This window comes from Kribbella speibonae (assembly GCF_004331375.1).
GTDB classification, from domain to species: Bacteria; Actinomycetota; Actinomycetes; order Propionibacteriales; family Kribbellaceae; genus Kribbella; species Kribbella sindirgiensis.
This window is the reverse complement of record NZ_SJKC01000001.1, coordinates 423,461-438,596: the sequence shown is the minus strand read 5'-3', so window position 1 is coordinate 438,596 and position 15,136 is coordinate 423,461. Positions and strand designations below refer to the sequence as shown.

The window sequence follows — 15,136 nt, the reverse complement described above, 5'->3', positions numbered from 1 at the left end:
TATGGCGGCGCGCAAGGCTCGGGTGGCGGACGTGCACGAGGTCGCCTCGGGGATGCCGCACGTCACCAAGTGGGAGCGGGACGACGGGACGGATCGGCCCGTGTACCAGGTGGGTGGGAAGTCCTTCGTGTTCTTCCGTACGCCGCGACCCGACGCGGTGGACCCGGTGAGCGGGGACAAGTACGACGACGTGATCATGATCTGGGTCGAGTCCGAGAACGAGAAGCTCGCGCTGCTGTCGGACGACTCGAACCCGTTCTTCTCCACCCCGCACTTCGACGGCCACCCGTCGGTCCTGGTCCGGGCCAGCCGGCTGGGCGAACTCACCCGGCAGGAACTGACCGAGGTGGTCCAGGACGCGTGGCTGTCCCGGGCCTCCAACCGGCGTGCAACGATGTGGCTGCGAGAGCATCGGTTGAGCTGATCGCGCTGTCACACTGAGCGTGTGAGCACACCGCCTTCCGGCCCGAACTACAGCTGGCAGCCGGGCGACTACAAGTCGGCGCCGACCTACGGTCAGCCGCCGCGGAAGAGCCGCGCCGGGCTGATCATCGTGCTGATCGTCCTCCTCGCGTTGGTTGCCCTCGGCGCGATCGGCGTCCTCGCGTACCGCCTGGTGAGCGACAGCCGCATCTCCGACAAGGAGCCCGGCAGCGCCGCCTCCGCACCGGCCGGCAACGCGAAGCCCACCCCCGTCACCCGCCCGACCGCCACGCGCGCGACCGTGGTGCGCCCGACCACCGCGCGGCCGAGCGTGCCGAGCCGAGGGGCAGCGGGCGCGACCGATCTGGCCCGCCGTTTCGTCATCCAGCTCAACGCCAACAACTCCAAGGGCGCGGCCGCGTTCGCCTGTAAGGGCTCGGAGCAACTGATCCCGTTGCTGATGCGCACCCTGGTCGGCCCACCCACCAAGCTCACCACCGGCACCCCGACCGGTCAGGCACCCACGTTCGTGATCCCCCTGTCCGGCACTTCCAAAGGCGCGGCCGTCACCGGCGTGCTGGTGATCAACCAACTCGACCCGGCGCCCCTCTGCGTCCGAGCCTTCCAAATCACCACCACCCGCTAGCAGTACGAAGTACCTACTGACCCGTGGTGTAGAAGTCGGCGAGGCGCTGGATGGCTTCTGCCTTTGTCATCGCCTTCACCTTGGCTTCCGGGATGTGTGCCTCGACGACCAGGACTCTGATGACTCCGACCGGGATCGTATCGGTTGGAACCTGAAGTTCTTGCCGGTCCGGGAGAACCTTGTCCTCGACGCACGCCCAGAACTCTTCGGCGGTCACGGCGAGCTGGTCGCGAAGGATGTGCGCCCAGATGGACGGGCCGTAGCCGGTGCGATCGACGGGATGACTGATCCTGGTGTAGAGGATGCGACCGTCTGGCAGCGCGAACTCGTAGTTGACGTGGTGAGTTCCGCGCTTGCCAGTCGCACGTTTGCGTTCGGCCCAGCCTTCGGTGATGCAGAAGTTCTCGTGGTCCGTCCGGGTAGCCGGCCGGCGTCGTTCGTTCATGGTGTCCGTCAGGCGAGCAGCCAGTCGCGCAGCTGCTGATCCGAAGAGAGCGCGACGATTTGGACAAGACCCCAATTTTCGGCGTGGTTGGGCGCCAGGCGCAGGTGATCGACCCACTCCTCGGCGTAGTCGCGGAGTGCGTCGATCATCTCCGCCACGGCGTCGTCGAGGGTGGCGCCGTCAGCGGCAACGGGCAGCCCCGGAATGAAGAGCGACCAACTGTCGTTCTCGGCGACCACTTCGGCGCCGGCGGGGCGGACGCGCGTCAGGAAATGAACCAGCCGGTCTGCGTCAACGGCGGCAACCCGGCGCGCGTCGCGGGTCACCGTGGCCGGACGACCGTCATCGGCGGCATCGAGGATTTCCTTGAAATGTTCGCGCGCCTCGCGCGCGCTGCGGTACTCGATCCCGGGACTCATGACCTACCCCATCCTCTGGTGTGTACACAGCGTACACACCGGAGCCCGTCTTCGCCGAATCGGACCACTCAGCCGTCGAGGGGCGTGAGGGAACGCGCCGTTTCCAAGAGGTCGGTGCCGGTGGGGAGGGTGGCGATGATCGGGGTGTCGAGGCCGTTCTCGACGTAGCGGTTGATGTGGGCCCGGCATTCGGCCGGGGTGCCGTGGACGATCAGGGCGTCGACGAGGTCTTCGGGGATGGCGGCCATCGCGGCGTTGCGGTCGCCGGCGGCCCAGGCGTCGCGCATCGGTTTCATGATCTCGCCGCGGCCGAGCCAGTCGTGGAAGGCGGCGTACCCCGGCACCGTCAGGTACGTCGCGATCAGGAAGCGGCCGATGTTGCGGGCCATCTCCGCGTCCTCGGTGACGCAGACGAAGATGCGGGCGGCGAGTTCCTTGTCCGGACCGAGTTCCTCGCGAACCCGGCGTACGTCGTCGGCCGACAACCAGTTCGTGATCGCGCCGTCGGCCTCGCGCGCGGCCAGTCGCAGCATCTGCGGGCGGAGCGCGGCGAGCATGATCGCGGGCGGTACGTCGGGCGCCTTCTCCAGCCGGAACCGCCGGATCGTGAAGCTGTCGAACTCCCCGTCGACCTTCTCCCCCGCGAACGCCTGCCGTAGGAACCGCAGTACGTCGCGCGTCCGGGCCAGCGGCGGATCGTACGCGATCCCGTTCCACCCGGTCACGATCGTCTCCGACGACGCCCCGATCCCCAGAACGAACCGCCCCGGCGCGAGATCCGCCAACGCCGCAGCGCTCATCGCCAGCGCGGCCGGACCACGCGTGTGCACCGGTACGACGGCCGTCCCCAACCGCAGCGAGGAGTCCCACTCCGATGCCAGCACCAGTGGCGTGAACGCATCCGCACCAGCCACCTCCGCCGACCACAGATCGGTGTACCCCAGCAGCGCGAGGTCCGCGATCAGTTCGCGATGCTCACGCAGCGGTACGCCGGTCAGCGGAACGGTCAGACCCCAGCGCATTCAGATCATCCTCTTCAGCAACGGCAGCGGCGCGAACCGCATCACCTGGGCCAGCGGCCACCACGGCCGCGCCGGTACGTACGCCTTCGCCTTCTCCGCCTCGATCGCGGCCACCATCGCACGCACCCCCGGCTCGGTGTCGACGATGAACGGCGCGTGCGCGACCCGCTCGTTCATCTCGGACCGGATGTACCCGGGATAGATCGTGCTGACCTTGATCGGCTTGCCCAGCAGTTCCAGCCGCAGCCCTTCCCCGAGCGAGGCGAGCCCGGCCTTCGTCGCGGCGTACGTCGTGACCGTCTTCGGGAACCCGCGCAGCGCGGAGATCGACGCGATCAGCACCAGGTGGCCGGCGTTCCGCGCCCGGAACAGCTCCATCGCCGCCTCGGTCTGAGCGAGCGCGCCGACGAAGTTGGTCAGCGCGGTCTCGCGGTTGGCGTCGAACCGCCCGGTGCCGAGCGGAGCGCCCTTGCCGAGACCGGCGTTCACGACGATCCGGTCCAGCGGCAGCTCCGCGTCGACCTCGCGGAACACCTTGAACACCTGGTCGTGATCGTTCACATCCAGGCTGTGGATAACTACCGTGACCTGTGGATAACGTTCGGTCAGTTCGGCGCGCAGGGCCTCCAGCCGGTCGGTACGCCGGGCGGTCAGCGCCAGGTTGTGGCCCTTCGCCGCGAACTGCCGGGCCATCTCGGCACCGAGCCCGGAACTGGCGCCGGTAATCAGGAGGTTCCGTCGCATCGGGAGTCCTATCTGTACGTGAGCAGGTCGGCACCGAGGTGGACATGCTCGTTGTAGCTCACCACAGTCAGCCCGCCGCGGCCGGACACGACCTTGGTGATCGCGGTGTTGATCGTCACCGGGTTCAGCTTCGCCCACAGCCCGTCGCCACCGGACAGCAGCCGGCTCACCACGGCCGCGATCGGCCCGCCGGACGTGAAGACGAGCGCCGTCTCGCCCTTCCCGAGGCGCTCGCCGGTCCGTCGAACCGCCGCCTCGGACCGGTCGCAGAACGCCTGGAACGTCTCGGTGTACCCGTCCCCGCCGTCCATCCAGCGCTGGGTCGCCGCAGTGAACATCTCCTGGAACGCCTGCTTCGGCCGTGCGCCCTTCGCCAGGTCTGCCACCATCACCGCGTGCCGCTTGTACGCCGGTTTGTGCGCGACGATCACCTCCTGGTGATCGAACTCGTCGTACCCCGGATCCACCTCCGCAGTGAATCCCGCCAGCGAAGCGGTCTGCTGGTGCCGGTGCATCGAGCCAGACATCACCAGGTGCGGCTGCACCTCCGCCAGCGTCTGCCGCAGCCGCGTCGCCTGCTGCTCACCCAACTCTGACAACTTGTCGTAGTCACGCGCACCGAACGACGCCTGGGCGTGCCGGATCAGATAGATGGCTGCCACTCACGCCTGCCGCATGATCCGGCGGCAGCGCCGCTCGAGGAGGTTCACCGGAAGCCAGAAACTCTTGAAGCGCGGGTTCCGGGTCTGCTTGTGGTGGTAGCGGTAGTAGATCTGCTGCGCGATCACCGCCAGCCGGAACAGCCCGAACACCTCGTAGAACGCCCAGTTCTCCATCGTGAGCCCGGACCGCTTCAGGTAGTACTCCACGATCTCGTCCCGGGTGATCATGCCGGGCGCGTCCGACGGCTGCAGCCGGAACCGGCGGAACGCCCAGTCGTCATCGGCCTGCACCCAGTACGCGAGCGCACCACCGAGATCCATCAACGGATCCCCCAGCGTTGCCAGCTCCCAGTCGAGTACGCCGACCACGCGCAGCGGATCGTCCGGCGCCAGTACGACGTTGTCGAGCCGGAAGTCGTTGTGGATAACGCAGGTCCGGACGTCGGCCGGCTGGTGCGCGGCGAGCCAGGCCATCACGCGCTCGTAGCTCGGCACGTTCCACGTCTTCGCCTTGCGATAACGCTCGGACCAGCCGGTGACCTGGCGTTCGACGTACCCCGCGCCGCGGCCGAGGTCGGACAGCCCGGCCGCCGCGGGGTCGACCGCGTGCAGCTCGGCGAGCGTGTCGATCAACGTGAAACCCAGCTGCCGGGTCTGCGTCGGGGTGAGGTCGACGCCCAGTGCATGATGCCCGGGGATCGTCCCGACCACCCGTTCCATGACATAGAACTCGGAGCCGACGATCGTCTCGTCCTTGCAGTGGGCAACCATCTCCGGGACGTACCGGAACACCGGTTTGAGGCCGGCCTGAATCCGGTACTCGCGGCCCATGTCGTGCGCGCTCTTCGCCTTCGTGCCCTTCGGCGGACGGCGCAGGATCAGGTCATGACCCGGATAGCTCAACAGATAGGTGAGGTTGGACGCGCCGCCCGAGAACTGCTTCACCTCGGGCAGTCCGTCCGGCACCGCAGTCTGCTGCCGCAGCCAGGCGTCCACCGCTGGTACGTCGAACGCGTCCTCGTCCCGCACCGCCCGGGCGCCTTCCGGCACCCCTGTCATCGCCCGCTCTCGGCGCGTTCGTGGGCGCGGGCGGCGATCCGGCGCATCTGGCGGTTGTACAGCGGTCGCGCGAACCGCTTCGTCCAGTAGGCGAGTTGGGCCGGCCGGTCCGGGATGATCAGGTGCTGTTTCTTCTTGATACCGGCGATCACGACAGCTGCGATGTTGTCGGCGGAGCGCGGTGACTTCTCGATCAGCTGCCGCGCGGTCGCCCCCATCGCACTGTCCGCGCCGCGGATCGAGTCGGCGAGGTTGGTCCGGAAGAACGACGGGCAGACCACCGACACGTGCACGCCGTACGGACTCAGCTCGTGCGAGAGCGTCTCGGAGAGCGCGACGACACCGGCCTTCACCGTGTTGTACGAGCTCATCATCGGCGGGTGGACGAGCCCGGCCGCCGACGCGGTGTTGACGATCTGACCGGAACGCTGCCGTTTGAACAGCGGCACGAACGCGCGGCAGCCGCGGACCACGCCCATCAGGTTGATGTCGACGACCCGGTCCCATTCGTCGAGGGTCTCGACGTCGATGCGGCCACCGGTTGCGATCCCGGCGTTGTTCACCAGGATGTCCAGACCGTCCCAGTTCTCCTCGCACCACGCGACCGCGGCGTCCCAGTCCTCCGGGCTGCGCACGTCCAGCTTCAGGTACGGCGTACTCCCCGGAGCGTCCGGCGACACGTCGGTGCCGAGCACCTGGTGGCCGTCGGCAACGAACCGCGCGACCAGTGCCGCGCCCAGACCGCTCGCGGCACCGGTGACGAGAACCCGACTCACTTGGCCTCCTGAGCTGCGGCGGGGCGTGCCTGATGGTCCCATGCCGTAGCGAGGAGGTGCGAGGTGCCGTGCCGAGTGCCCCGCAGTAGGCGTGGGACCATCAGGCACGCCCCAGGTACGACGCGAGCTCGATCCTCGCGATCACCCCACGATGCACCTCGTCCGGGCCGTCGGCCAGCCGCAACGCGCGAGCGCTCGTCCACGCGGCCGCGAGAGGGAAGTCGTCGGACAGCCCACCGCCGCCGTGCAACTGGATCGCCATGTCGATCACGTCCTGCGCCATCCGCGGTACGGCGACCTTGATCTGACTGACCTCGCTCAAGGCGCCCACGAGCCCCTGCGTGTCCAGCAGGTACGCCGTCTGCAGGACGAGCAGTCGTGCCTGGTTGATCGCGATCCGCGCGTCCGCGATCCGCTCGCGGTTGCCGCCGAGGTTGACGAGCGGCTTGCCGAACGCGGTCCGGCTGGTACCGCGGTGCAGGGCGAGCTCGAGCGCCTTCTCGGCCAGGCCGATCAGCCGCATGCAGTGATGCACGCGGCCCGGTCCGAGCCGGCCCTGGGCGATCTCGAACGCCCGGCCCGGTCCGACCAGGATGTTCGCGGCCGGCACGCGCACCTCGGTGAACGACACCTCGCCGTGGCCGTGCGGTTCGTCGTACCTGCTCATCGCGGGGAGGAGACGCTCGACCTTGACGCCCGGCGTGTCCCGCGGGACGAGAACCATGGTGTGACGCTCGTACCGATGCGCCTCCGGCTCGGTGAGGCCCATGAAGATGAGCAGCTCGCAGTCCGGGTGACCGACGCCGGTGCTCCACCACTTGCGGCCGTTCAGGACGACCTCGTCGCCGTCCACAACCGCCGTCGCTCGCATGTTGGTGGCGTCCGAGGACGCGACCTCGGGCTCGGTCATGCAGAACGCGGAGCGGATCGTGCCGTCCAGCAACGGTTCGAGCCAGCGCTTCTTCTGGTCGTCGTTCCCGTACCGGAGGAGAACCTCCATGTTCCCGGTGTCCGGGGCGTTGCAGTTGAAGATGTACGGCGCGATGAACGACCGGCCGGTCAGCTCCGCGATCGGGGCGTAGTCGAGGTTGCTGAGACCTTCGCCGTACTGCTCGTTGCCTGGTTCCGCGGGCGGGAGGAACAGGTTCCACAGGCCTGCGTCACGGGCTTTCGCCTGCAGGTCCTTGATCATCGGCTGCGGCTGCCACGGGTCACCGGCGGTGCGGATCGCGGTGTGCAGTTCCGCCTCGACCGGCTCGATCTCGCCGCGCAGGAAGGTGTCCACGCGGCCGATCAGATCCTGAGCGCGGGCCGAAGGTTCGAACCCCATCAAGACTCCTCTCCTCGGCTTGACCGTAGCTCAGCGTCTAAGCAATGCTCAATAGCATGGATCACCGGCTGTCAGCGGAGGACCGCAAGAAGCAACTGGTCAAAATCGGCCTGATGATGCTCCGCGACCAACCGATCCATGAGCTGTCCATCGACGCGATCGCCGCCGAGGCCGGAATCTCCCGCGGGCTGCTGTTCCACTACTTCCCGAGCAAGCGCGACTACTACCTCGCCGTCATCGCCGCGGCCGGCCGCCGCCTGCTCCGCGTCACCAAGCCGGACGAGCGGCTCGCGCCCGAGCAGCAGCTCCGCGAGATGCTGGTCCAGTTCGTCGCCTTCATCGCGCGTCGGCGTACCGCCTATATCTCGTTCGTCCGAGGCGCCGCCGGCGGCGACGACTACGCGGTCGAGGTGTACGACGAGACCCGCGCGGGCCTCACGAAGCGCGTCCTCACCTACCTCGGCACCCCCGAGGTCGCCGACGAGCCCGCGTCCCGCGAGTACCTCCGCGTCCACGCCTGGCTCTCGTACACCGAGGACCTGGCCATCGAGTGGTCCGGCCTCCCCGAAAAGGACCGCCCGTACACCGCCGACACCCTCATCGACCACGCGATCGAGTCCCTCCACCTCCTACGCAAGCTGTAGGGCTCTCCGGGCCGCGATGGACGGGCGGCGGCAGTCGACACTCTTTCCGGTCTAGGTTGCAACGGGAGTTGTGCTTGGCTGGGGATGCAACGACCCCCAGATCCTCCCGAACCGTCCGTCAGGAGAGCTATCTATGCCCCATTCTGCCCATCGGCTGGCTGCGACTGTTCTGTCCGTCGCGTTGGCCGGCTCGGTTCTCACCGCGGTCACACCGGCCGTTGCGAAGTCGTCCACCTGTACGGCGACCGAGCTCCGCCTGCCGGACGGAACATCGGCCAACGCGTCCAGCCAGGTGAAATCTTCCGACGACACCGGCCGCTACCAGGTCGGCACCGTCCAGCTCCCGGACGGCAGCAGCTTCCCAGTGCTCTGGTCGGACGGTGTGCCGCAGCAGCTCGATGCGGACAGCAACAACCGCGACGCGGTCATGGACGTGAACAGCGACGGCGCCGTGCTCGGCGTGACCGTGACAGAGGAGGGACCACAGCTGCCGTGGTTGTACTCGAACGGCAGCTACAAGTACCTCGAGGCGCCGGTCGGCATGGACTGGCTCAGCGCCCGCGCGATCAACAACCGCGGTGACGTGGTCGGCAACGGGTTCGACAACAAGACCGCGGCGTTCACCGCGATCGTCTGGCCGGCCGGCGGCGTCGGCCAACAGCTGCTCGGAACCCCGACCTCCGGCAGCGTCGACATCGACGACAGCGGGGCCGTCGTCGGGTACGCCGAGGACGAGAAGGTCGGTTCCACCGGCGTCCTCTGGAGGCAATGGGACGAGCCCGGCGTGCCGATCACCGGTCGCAAGGGTGAGGCGTCCGCGCTGAACGAGATCCGCGGAACCTGGATCCGCGGTTCCGAGCTCTCCGAAGAGAACTTCACCAGTGTCCTGTGGACGACACAGGGCCCGCAGATCACTCCGCTCGAGGCGCGATCCTTGGGCCTCAACAGCTCCGGCGACGTCGCGATGGTGGACGACAAGGGCGTCTCGTTCGTGGAACGCCGGGACGGAACGCGCTACGAGTTCCCGGAACGCACCCTCATCCGTCGCCTGATCGAACGCGGCCACGGAGTAGACGCCGTCGCGGACACCCCGTTCACCCCGGACGCCCCCACCCGAGCCATCCTTTGGTCCGGCTGCTCCTGACCCACCTCAACAATCCAGCCCCGCGCCCGTCTCCGGTCGCGGGGCTGGTCCTCAGGGCAGGAGTTCCGGAGTGAGATCCGGGGCCGACATGTCGGGGTCGAAGGGGAACAAGGGGCGGAGTACGCCGTGGTGGCCCAGGCGGAGGAGGTCTTGGTCTACGCCGCCGGGGGTGAGGGCGAGGAGCCAGTCGGCGGCGAGGTTGTAGAGCTCTGGTTCGAGGTAGCCGATCTTGACGATGACCAGGTCGGTGGCTGCCGGGTCGAGGCCGAGGAGGGTGAAGTCGGCGAGGTGGTGGTACGGCTTGCGGCGGGTGGTGAGGATCGAGTGCAGGCCGCCGATCTGGACGACGGCGACGGTGCCCCCGACGGGATCTTCGGAGATCGAGAGCACCGTGCCGGACAGTGCGACCGGTCCGGCGGGGCCGGAGTCGACCTTGCCGCCGGCGGTGACCTCGACCGGGTTCCCGACACCGGCCGCGACACAGGCGGCGACCGCCTCGGCGTCGGCGATGCTGGCGTGGATCGCCGTCGCCTTGCCTACCGTCAACTCCTCGACACCCAGCAACTGCCCGAGGGTCCAGGACGTGTCACCGGCACCACCGGCGGTCGGATTGTCGCCGGAGTCGCTGATCAGGAACGGCCGAGCGGTAGACGCGAGCCCTGCCGCCACGCACTCAGCCAGCGTCCCGGTCGGCGCGACGAATTCGAACCCGTCCCGAGCGTCCCAGTAGGCCTGCGCCAACTCCTCCGCCCGCGTGGTGATCAGGTCGGCGTCGTCCCCGGTGACAACCACCGCAGCACGACACCGCGGCTCATCAGCCCACGCATACCCGACCCACACGGCGGCATCCAGTACGCCGGGCTCGTCCGCGATCTCGCCCACGCGCCGATAGATCGACTTGGCCGGCTCGAGTCGCGTCGACGTCTTCTCACCCGGCAGCAGCACCGGTACCTGGATCCACGCCTTCCCCGGCTTCCCGAGTCCGGACCGCAGCCGCTCCACCAGGTTCCGCAGCGCCCGCTCGCGGCTCTCCATCGCGTCTTCGTGCGGCGCCATCCGGTAGCAGGTGATCAGATCGACCGCCGTACCGAGCTCGCGGGACACGTTGCCGTGCAGGTCCATCGACGCGGACACGAGGACGTCCGGACCGAGCACGGACCGGATCCGCGTGGCCAGGTCGGCCTCCGCGTCCTGCCTCCCGACGACGCTCATCGCACCGTGGATGTCGAAGAACAGCCCGTCCAGCGGGCCGGCGTCCTCGAGTCGCGTGATGATCTCCGCGGACAGTTCGTCGTACACCTCCCGCAGCACCGCGCCACCGGGCAGGGACCGCGCGTGCAGCAGCGGGACCCACTCGATGCCCTGCGCCCAGTCCTTGCCGAGGAAGTCGTACCGCTCCAGCAGGTGGTCACCGCGCCGTACGTCGAAATCGGCCAGGCCGGCCCGGTGAGGCGAGAACGTGCTGGACTCGATGGCGATCCCGGCAATGCCGATCCGAAGGTTCATGCCCAAAACTTGCCACAAACGAGCCCTTTCGCGCACCGTCTACGTTCCGATTGTGGACACTCCGGTCGATCCGCGGACGACAAGCTCGGTCGCCAGCTCGACGTGCAGCGCCTCGACCTCGTGGCGCTCCAGCAGCCGGATCAGCAGGCTGACGGCCATCCGGCCCATCTCCTGCAGCGGTTGCCGGACGGTGGTGAGCTGCGGCGTGGTCGCGCGGGCGAGATCGAGGTCGTCGAAGCCGGCGATCGAGAGGTCCCGCGGGACGGAGAGCCCGCGTTCGGCCGCGGCCTGCAGCGCGCCGATCGCCGCCTTGTCGTTGAACGCGACCAGCGCCGTCGGTCGGGGAACCAGGTCGAGCAGCTCGCCGGCGGCCCGGTACCCGTGCTGCGTGGTCGGCTGGTCGTGCCGAACGAGCGCCGGGTCGGGGAGGATGCCGACGTCCGCGAGCGCCGCCGAATGTCCGCTCAGCCGCGCGTCGGCGGCCAGCCATTCGCGCGGTCCCGCGATCACACCGATCCTGGTGTGCCCGAGCCCCGTCAGGTACGCCGTGAGTTGCCGGGCGCCGGAGTGGTGAGCCGCGGACACGGACGGGATGTCACGAGGCAGCGCCGTCCGCGGATCGACGACGACGAACGGGAACCGCCGCGAACTCAGCCGGACCAGGTCCTCGCTCGGCTCGGGAGGAAGGATCAGGATCGCCCCGCCGATCCCCCGCCGGGAGGCCAGGCTCGCGAGCGCCGGATCCTGCTGCGTACCCTCGCCGGCGTTGAGGATCACCTGCCGGCCGTGCCGGTCCAGAGCCTCGGCGATCGACGAAACGATCAGGCCGAAGTAGTCGGTGAGCACGTACGGGCAGCGCACGTAGACGGCGCCCTCGACGGGCTTCGGCGTACCGCCGCGCGGCGTGGGACCGGGCAGCCCGAGCTCCTCGATCGCCTGCTCCACCAGCCGTCGAGTCTCCGGCGCGATGCCGCCGAGCTGGTTGACGACGCGGGACACGGTCGCGAGCGACACCCCGGCCGCAGCCGCGACGTCGCGCATCGTCGCTCTAGCGCGCGGCATTTGTTACATCGCTTTGTTTCACGCTCAGCACTCTAGTCGCACGCTCCCAGACCTTGACAGCCCTCGGCCGCGAGCGTTTTCTGTGGCCGTTTGTTTCATCGAACGAGGGAGTGCGATGAGAACACCCGCCTTCGGCGTCGCCCTTGCTCTCACGGTGGCGTCACTCACCGGACCTGCCCAGGCCCATCCCCCGACGACCCAGGTCGATGTCTGGGTCACCACGCCCGACCGCGCCGAGCTGCTCCACGAACGCGCGCCGGTCTCGTTCCACCGCGGCGCGAGCGAGCGGACCACGATCACGGTCGACCCGCGGACGACGTACCAGACCATGGACGGCTTCGGCGCCTCGATCACCGACTCGTCCGCGAGTGTCCTGTACCGGCTCAGCCCGGCCGACCGCGAGCAGACGCTGCGCAAGCTGTTCGACCCGCGGGCCGGCATCGGCGTCAGCTTCCTGCGGCAGCCGGTCGGTTCGTCCGACTTCACGGCCGCGGCCGAGCACTACACGTACGACGACGTGCCCGCCGGCCAGACCGACTTCGGTCTGAAGCACTTCACGATCGCGCACGATGAACAGCAGGTCCTGCCGCTGCTCCGGCGCGCCAAGCAGCTCAACCCGGCGCTCAAGGTGATGGCGACGCCGTGGAGCCCGCCGGCGTGGATGAAGACCGGCGACTCGCTCGTCGGCGGCCGGCTGAAGGACGACCCGAAGGTGTACGACGCGTATGCGCGCTACCTGGTGAAGTTCGTCCAGGCCTACACGCGGGCCGGCGTACCGGTCGACTTCCTCTCGATCCAGAACGAGCCGCAGAACCGCAAACCGAGCGCGTACCCGGGCACGGACCTGCCGGTCCGTCAGGAAGCAGCAGTGATCACCGCCCTGGGTCCACTGCTGCAGAAGGCGAGTCCGCGCACGAAGATCCTCGGCTACGACCACAACTGGACCACGCACCCCGGTGACATCGCCTCCACCCCGCCCGGTGAGGACCCGGAGACCGACTACCCGTACAAACTGCTGCAGACGTCGGCCGCGAAGTGGATCGCCGGTACGGCGTACCACTGCTATTCCGGCGACCCGTCCAAGCAGACCGAGCTGCACAACGCGTTCCCGTCGAAGGGCATCTGGTTCACCGAATGCTCCGGCTCGCACGGGCCGAACGACACCCCGCCGCAGATCTTCCGCGGCACGCTCACCTGGCACGCGCGCACGTTGATGCTCGGTACGACGCGCAACTGGGCGAAGTCGGTCGTCAACTGGAACATCGCGCTCGACTCGACAGGCGGCCCGCACCTCGGCGGCTGCGACACCTGCACCGGGCTGGTCACGCTGCAGCCGGACGGTTCCGTGTCGACGGACGCTGAGTACTACACGATCGGCCACCTGTCGAAGTTCGTGAAGCCGGGCGCGGTACGGATCGGGAGTGCGTCGTACGGGACGACCGGATGGAACGGGCAACTGATGTCGGCCGCGTTCCGCAACCCCGACGGGACGACGGCGCTCCTGGTGCACAACGAGAACGACGAGCCGCGGTCGTTCGCGGTGGCGGTCGGGGATCGGTCCTTCGAGTACGAGCTGCCGGGCGGCTCGATCGCGACGTACACCTGGGGAAGGACGTCCGCCGACGTGCCGCGCGAGCTCTCCGTCGAGAGCGCGACGGCTAGCGTGAACGGCGCCGACGCCGGGTTGCTGGTCGACGCGGACGGGTCGACGGTGTGGCAGAGCAAGGCGGCGCAGGCGCCCGGTCAGTGGGTGCAGGTCGACCTTGGCAAGGCGCAGACGTTCCGGCAGGTCGCGCTGGACAGCGGCGGGAACATCGGCGACCACGCGCACGGCCAGTCGGTTGCTGTTAGCAACGACGGGAGCAGCTGGCGGACAGTTGCCGATGGTACGTCGAACAGTCAGCTGACGACGATTGATCTGCCGCCGACGCGGGCACGCTACGTCCGGATCACGCAGACCGGTACCGCCGGCAACTGGTGGAGCCTGGCCGACGTGCGCCTCTACCGCTGATCCTCGATCCAGCACGCGACCGCGGCCGCCTGTTCGTTGCTTGCAGCAATGACCTGGAGGCCGACCGGAAGGCCGTCGGCCGGAATCGGCAGGCTGACGGCCGCGTGCCGGGTGAGGTTCGCGAGGCGCGTGTTGTTGAGGAGCTGCCGGCGTACGTCGACATCGGCCGCGGTCAACGGCGGCGCGGTGGTGAGGACCGTCGGCGTCAGCACTGCGTCCACGTCCTCTAGTACTGCGTCGAGCTCGGCGGTGATCGTGACCGCTTGTTCCTTCGCCCGCCGGTAGTCCGTCGGCTGCACCTCCGCGGCCTCGCGTAGGCGCTGCTGTACATCCGGTTGGTAGCGGTCATATCGACGGCCGCGGTGGTTGGCTACTGCTTCCGGTCCTTGCAGGTTGGCCGCTGTGGTGAAGCTTTGGGACCAGTCGGGTAGCTGCACTTCGACGGTGTCGAGTCTGTCGAGTGCAGCCGTCCAGGCACGACGGACCGTAGGACTGAGTTGTAGGTATTCAGCATTCGTGACCACCCCGAGGCGCGGGTTGTGCGCGTCGGCGAATTCCAGGTCTGCCAAGGCGTTCAGGGCGTAGGCGGCGTCGGCCGCGGTACGGGTCAGGACGCCGACGTGGTCGAGGCTCTGCGACAACGGGAAGACCCGATCGGTCGGCAAGGTGTTGTACGACGGTTTGAAGCCGACGACCCCGCACAACGCCGCAGGGATCCGCACCGAGCCCGCCGTGTCCGTCCCGATCGCCAGCGGGACCACACCGGCAGCGACTGCAGCAGCCGAGCCCGAACTCGACCCACCGGTCATCCGCGACGGGTCGTGCGGGTTCCGGCACGGTCCGACGCGGTTCGACGTACCCGTGCAGCCGTAGGCGAACTCGTGCGTGTGGCTCAGCCCGATCACGACCGCCCCGGCGGCCCGCAACCGGCGTACGACGTCCGCGTCCTGCTGGCCGATCTCGTCCATAGAGGCGGACCCGCAGCGGTACGGCAGGCCTTCGACCTCGACGATCTCCTTCACCAGCACGGGTACGCCGGCCAGCGCGCCGGTCCGGTCGTGCGCCGCGGCCGCCTTCCGCGCACCCTCGATGTCCAGGTGCACGATCGCGTTCAGGTCCGCCGCGTCGGCGGCCCGGGTCAGCGCGTCCTCGACCAAGCGCACCGGATCCAGCGCGCCGTCCCGTACTCCGGCGGCGATCTGCTGCAACGTCCTCACTCGCACATCAGACCACGGAGAGGAAA

16 protein-coding genes are annotated in these 15,136 nt (G+C 68.6%); 5 read left to right on the top strand and 11 right to left on the bottom strand.

Features of this window, described 5'->3' with window-relative positions:
- Position 1: 1 nt before the first annotated feature.
- On the top strand, positions 2-424 hold the full coding sequence (locus tag E0H92_RS02200; RefSeq protein ID WP_131284412.1) for an MmcQ/YjbR family DNA-binding protein: 423 nt from the start codon (positions 2-4) through the stop codon (positions 422-424).
- A 21-nt stretch (positions 425-445) separates the two neighbouring features.
- Entirely contained in the window at positions 446-1,069 is a 624-nt protein-coding gene (locus E0H92_RS02195) for a hypothetical protein (protein ID WP_131495217.1), read from the top strand.
- A 13-nt stretch (positions 1,070-1,082) separates the two neighbouring features.
- Here E0H92_RS02195 and E0H92_RS02190 read toward each other — a convergent pair whose 3' ends face one another.
- The 8 genes from E0H92_RS02190 to E0H92_RS02155 form a co-directional block, all read right to left on the bottom strand.
- Positions 1,083-1,514, bottom strand: coding sequence for a cytotoxic translational repressor of toxin-antitoxin stability system (locus tag E0H92_RS02190; RefSeq protein WP_131495216.1), 432 nt, complete (start codon positions 1,512-1,514; stop codon positions 1,083-1,085).
- A gap of 8 nt (positions 1,515-1,522) precedes the next feature.
- Complete coding sequence (locus E0H92_RS02185; protein WP_131467062.1) at positions 1,523-1,933, bottom strand: type II toxin-antitoxin system prevent-host-death family antitoxin; 411 nt, start codon at positions 1,931-1,933, stop codon at positions 1,523-1,525.
- Between the two features lie 68 nt (positions 1,934-2,001).
- On the bottom strand, positions 2,002-2,955 hold the full coding sequence (locus tag E0H92_RS02180) for an LLM class F420-dependent oxidoreductase (RefSeq protein ID WP_131467061.1): 954 nt from the start codon (positions 2,953-2,955) through the stop codon (positions 2,002-2,004).
- The gene (locus E0H92_RS02175; RefSeq protein ID WP_131495215.1) at positions 2,956-3,699 is read right to left on the bottom strand and encodes an SDR family oxidoreductase; all 744 of its coding nucleotides are present in this window, start codon (positions 3,697-3,699) and stop codon (positions 2,956-2,958) included.
- 8 nt (positions 3,700-3,707) lie between these two features.
- Positions 3,708-4,361: a histidine phosphatase family protein gene (locus E0H92_RS02170; protein ID WP_131495214.1), complete on the bottom strand. Its 654-nt coding sequence runs from the start codon at positions 4,359-4,361 to the stop codon at positions 3,708-3,710.
- Positions 4,362-5,420 carry a phosphotransferase family protein gene (locus E0H92_RS02165; protein ID WP_131495213.1) on the bottom strand — a complete coding sequence of 353 codons (1,059 nt, stop codon included), beginning with the start codon at positions 5,418-5,420 and terminating at the stop codon, positions 4,362-4,364. It abuts the gene before it with no gap.
- Positions 5,417-6,196 carry an SDR family NAD(P)-dependent oxidoreductase gene (locus tag E0H92_RS02160; RefSeq protein ID WP_131495212.1) on the bottom strand — a complete coding sequence of 260 codons (780 nt, stop codon included), beginning with the start codon at positions 6,194-6,196 and terminating at the stop codon, positions 5,417-5,419. The genes E0H92_RS02165 and E0H92_RS02160 overlap by 4 nt, the downstream gene beginning before the upstream one ends.
- Positions 6,197-6,296: 100 nt before the next feature.
- Positions 6,297-7,526, bottom strand: a complete 1,230-nt coding sequence (locus E0H92_RS02155) for an acyl-CoA dehydrogenase family protein (protein ID WP_131495211.1) — start codon at positions 7,524-7,526, stop codon at positions 6,297-6,299.
- Positions 7,527-7,582: 56 nt separating this feature from the next.
- On the opposite strand from E0H92_RS02155, the gene E0H92_RS02150 reads away from it, so the two are divergent.
- Both E0H92_RS02150 and E0H92_RS02145 read left to right on the top strand, forming a co-directional pair.
- Positions 7,583-8,170, top strand: a complete 588-nt coding sequence (locus tag E0H92_RS02150) for a TetR/AcrR family transcriptional regulator (protein WP_238173276.1) — start codon at positions 7,583-7,585, stop codon at positions 8,168-8,170.
- Between the two features lie 133 nt (positions 8,171-8,303).
- Positions 8,304-9,314, top strand: coding sequence for a hypothetical protein (locus tag E0H92_RS02145; RefSeq protein WP_131495210.1), 1,011 nt, complete (start codon positions 8,304-8,306; stop codon positions 9,312-9,314).
- A gap of 51 nt (positions 9,315-9,365) precedes the next feature.
- Here E0H92_RS02145 and E0H92_RS02140 read toward each other — a convergent pair whose 3' ends face one another.
- Both E0H92_RS02140 and E0H92_RS02135 read right to left on the bottom strand, forming a co-directional pair.
- Positions 9,366-10,820, bottom strand: coding sequence for a M81 family metallopeptidase (locus E0H92_RS02140; RefSeq protein ID WP_131495209.1), 1,455 nt, complete (start codon positions 10,818-10,820; stop codon positions 9,366-9,368).
- 39 nt (positions 10,821-10,859) lie between these two features.
- Positions 10,860-11,882, bottom strand: a complete 1,023-nt coding sequence (locus E0H92_RS02135; protein ID WP_131495208.1) for a LacI family DNA-binding transcriptional regulator — start codon at positions 11,880-11,882, stop codon at positions 10,860-10,862.
- 115 nt (positions 11,883-11,997) lie between these two features.
- On the opposite strand from E0H92_RS02135, the gene E0H92_RS02130 reads away from it, so the two are divergent.
- Complete coding sequence (locus E0H92_RS02130; protein WP_131495207.1) at positions 11,998-13,893, top strand: discoidin domain-containing protein; 1,896 nt, start codon at positions 11,998-12,000, stop codon at positions 13,891-13,893.
- On the opposite strand, the gene E0H92_RS02125 is transcribed toward E0H92_RS02130, so the two are convergent.
- Entirely contained in the window at positions 13,884-15,110 is a 1,227-nt protein-coding gene (locus tag E0H92_RS02125) for an amidase (RefSeq protein WP_131467050.1), read from the bottom strand. The two genes, E0H92_RS02130 and E0H92_RS02125, sit on opposite strands and share 10 nt — an antisense overlap.
- Positions 15,111-15,136: the final 26 nt, after the last annotated feature.

Coding starts and splice junctions, on each gene's coding strand:
- E0H92_RS02185 (WP_131467062.1), bottom strand. CDS start 1,933: ATGAGTCCCGGGATCGAGTACCGCAGCGCGCGCGAGGCGCGCGAACAT.
- E0H92_RS02155 (WP_131495211.1), bottom strand. CDS start 7,526: ATGGGGTTCGAACCTTCGGCCCGCGCTCAGGATCTGATCGGCCGCGTG.
- E0H92_RS02165 (WP_131495213.1), bottom strand. CDS start 5,420: ATGACAGGGGTGCCGGAAGGCGCCCGGGCGGTGCGGGACGAGGACGCG.
- E0H92_RS02180 (WP_131467061.1), bottom strand. CDS start 2,955: ATGCGCTGGGGTCTGACCGTTCCGCTGACCGGCGTACCGCTGCGTGAG.
- E0H92_RS02145 (WP_131495210.1), top strand. CDS start 8,304: ATGCCCCATTCTGCCCATCGGCTGGCTGCGACTGTTCTGTCCGTCGCG.
- E0H92_RS02190 (WP_131495216.1), bottom strand. CDS start 1,514: ATGAACGAACGACGCCGGCCGGCTACCCGGACGGACCACGAGAACTTC.
- E0H92_RS02175 (WP_131495215.1), bottom strand. CDS start 3,699: ATGCGACGGAACCTCCTGATTACCGGCGCCAGTTCCGGGCTCGGTGCC.
- E0H92_RS02200 (WP_131284412.1), top strand. CDS start 2: ATGGCGGCGCGCAAGGCTCGGGTGGCGGACGTGCACGAGGTCGCCTCG.
- E0H92_RS02130 (WP_131495207.1), top strand. CDS start 11,998: ATGAGAACACCCGCCTTCGGCGTCGCCCTTGCTCTCACGGTGGCGTCA.
- E0H92_RS02135 (WP_131495208.1), bottom strand. CDS start 11,882: ATGCCGCGCGCTAGAGCGACGATGCGCGACGTCGCGGCTGCGGCCGGG.
- E0H92_RS02150 (WP_238173276.1), top strand. CDS start 7,583: ATGGATCACCGGCTGTCAGCGGAGGACCGCAAGAAGCAACTGGTCAAA.
- E0H92_RS02140 (WP_131495209.1), bottom strand. CDS start 10,820: ATGAACCTTCGGATCGGCATTGCCGGGATCGCCATCGAGTCCAGCACG.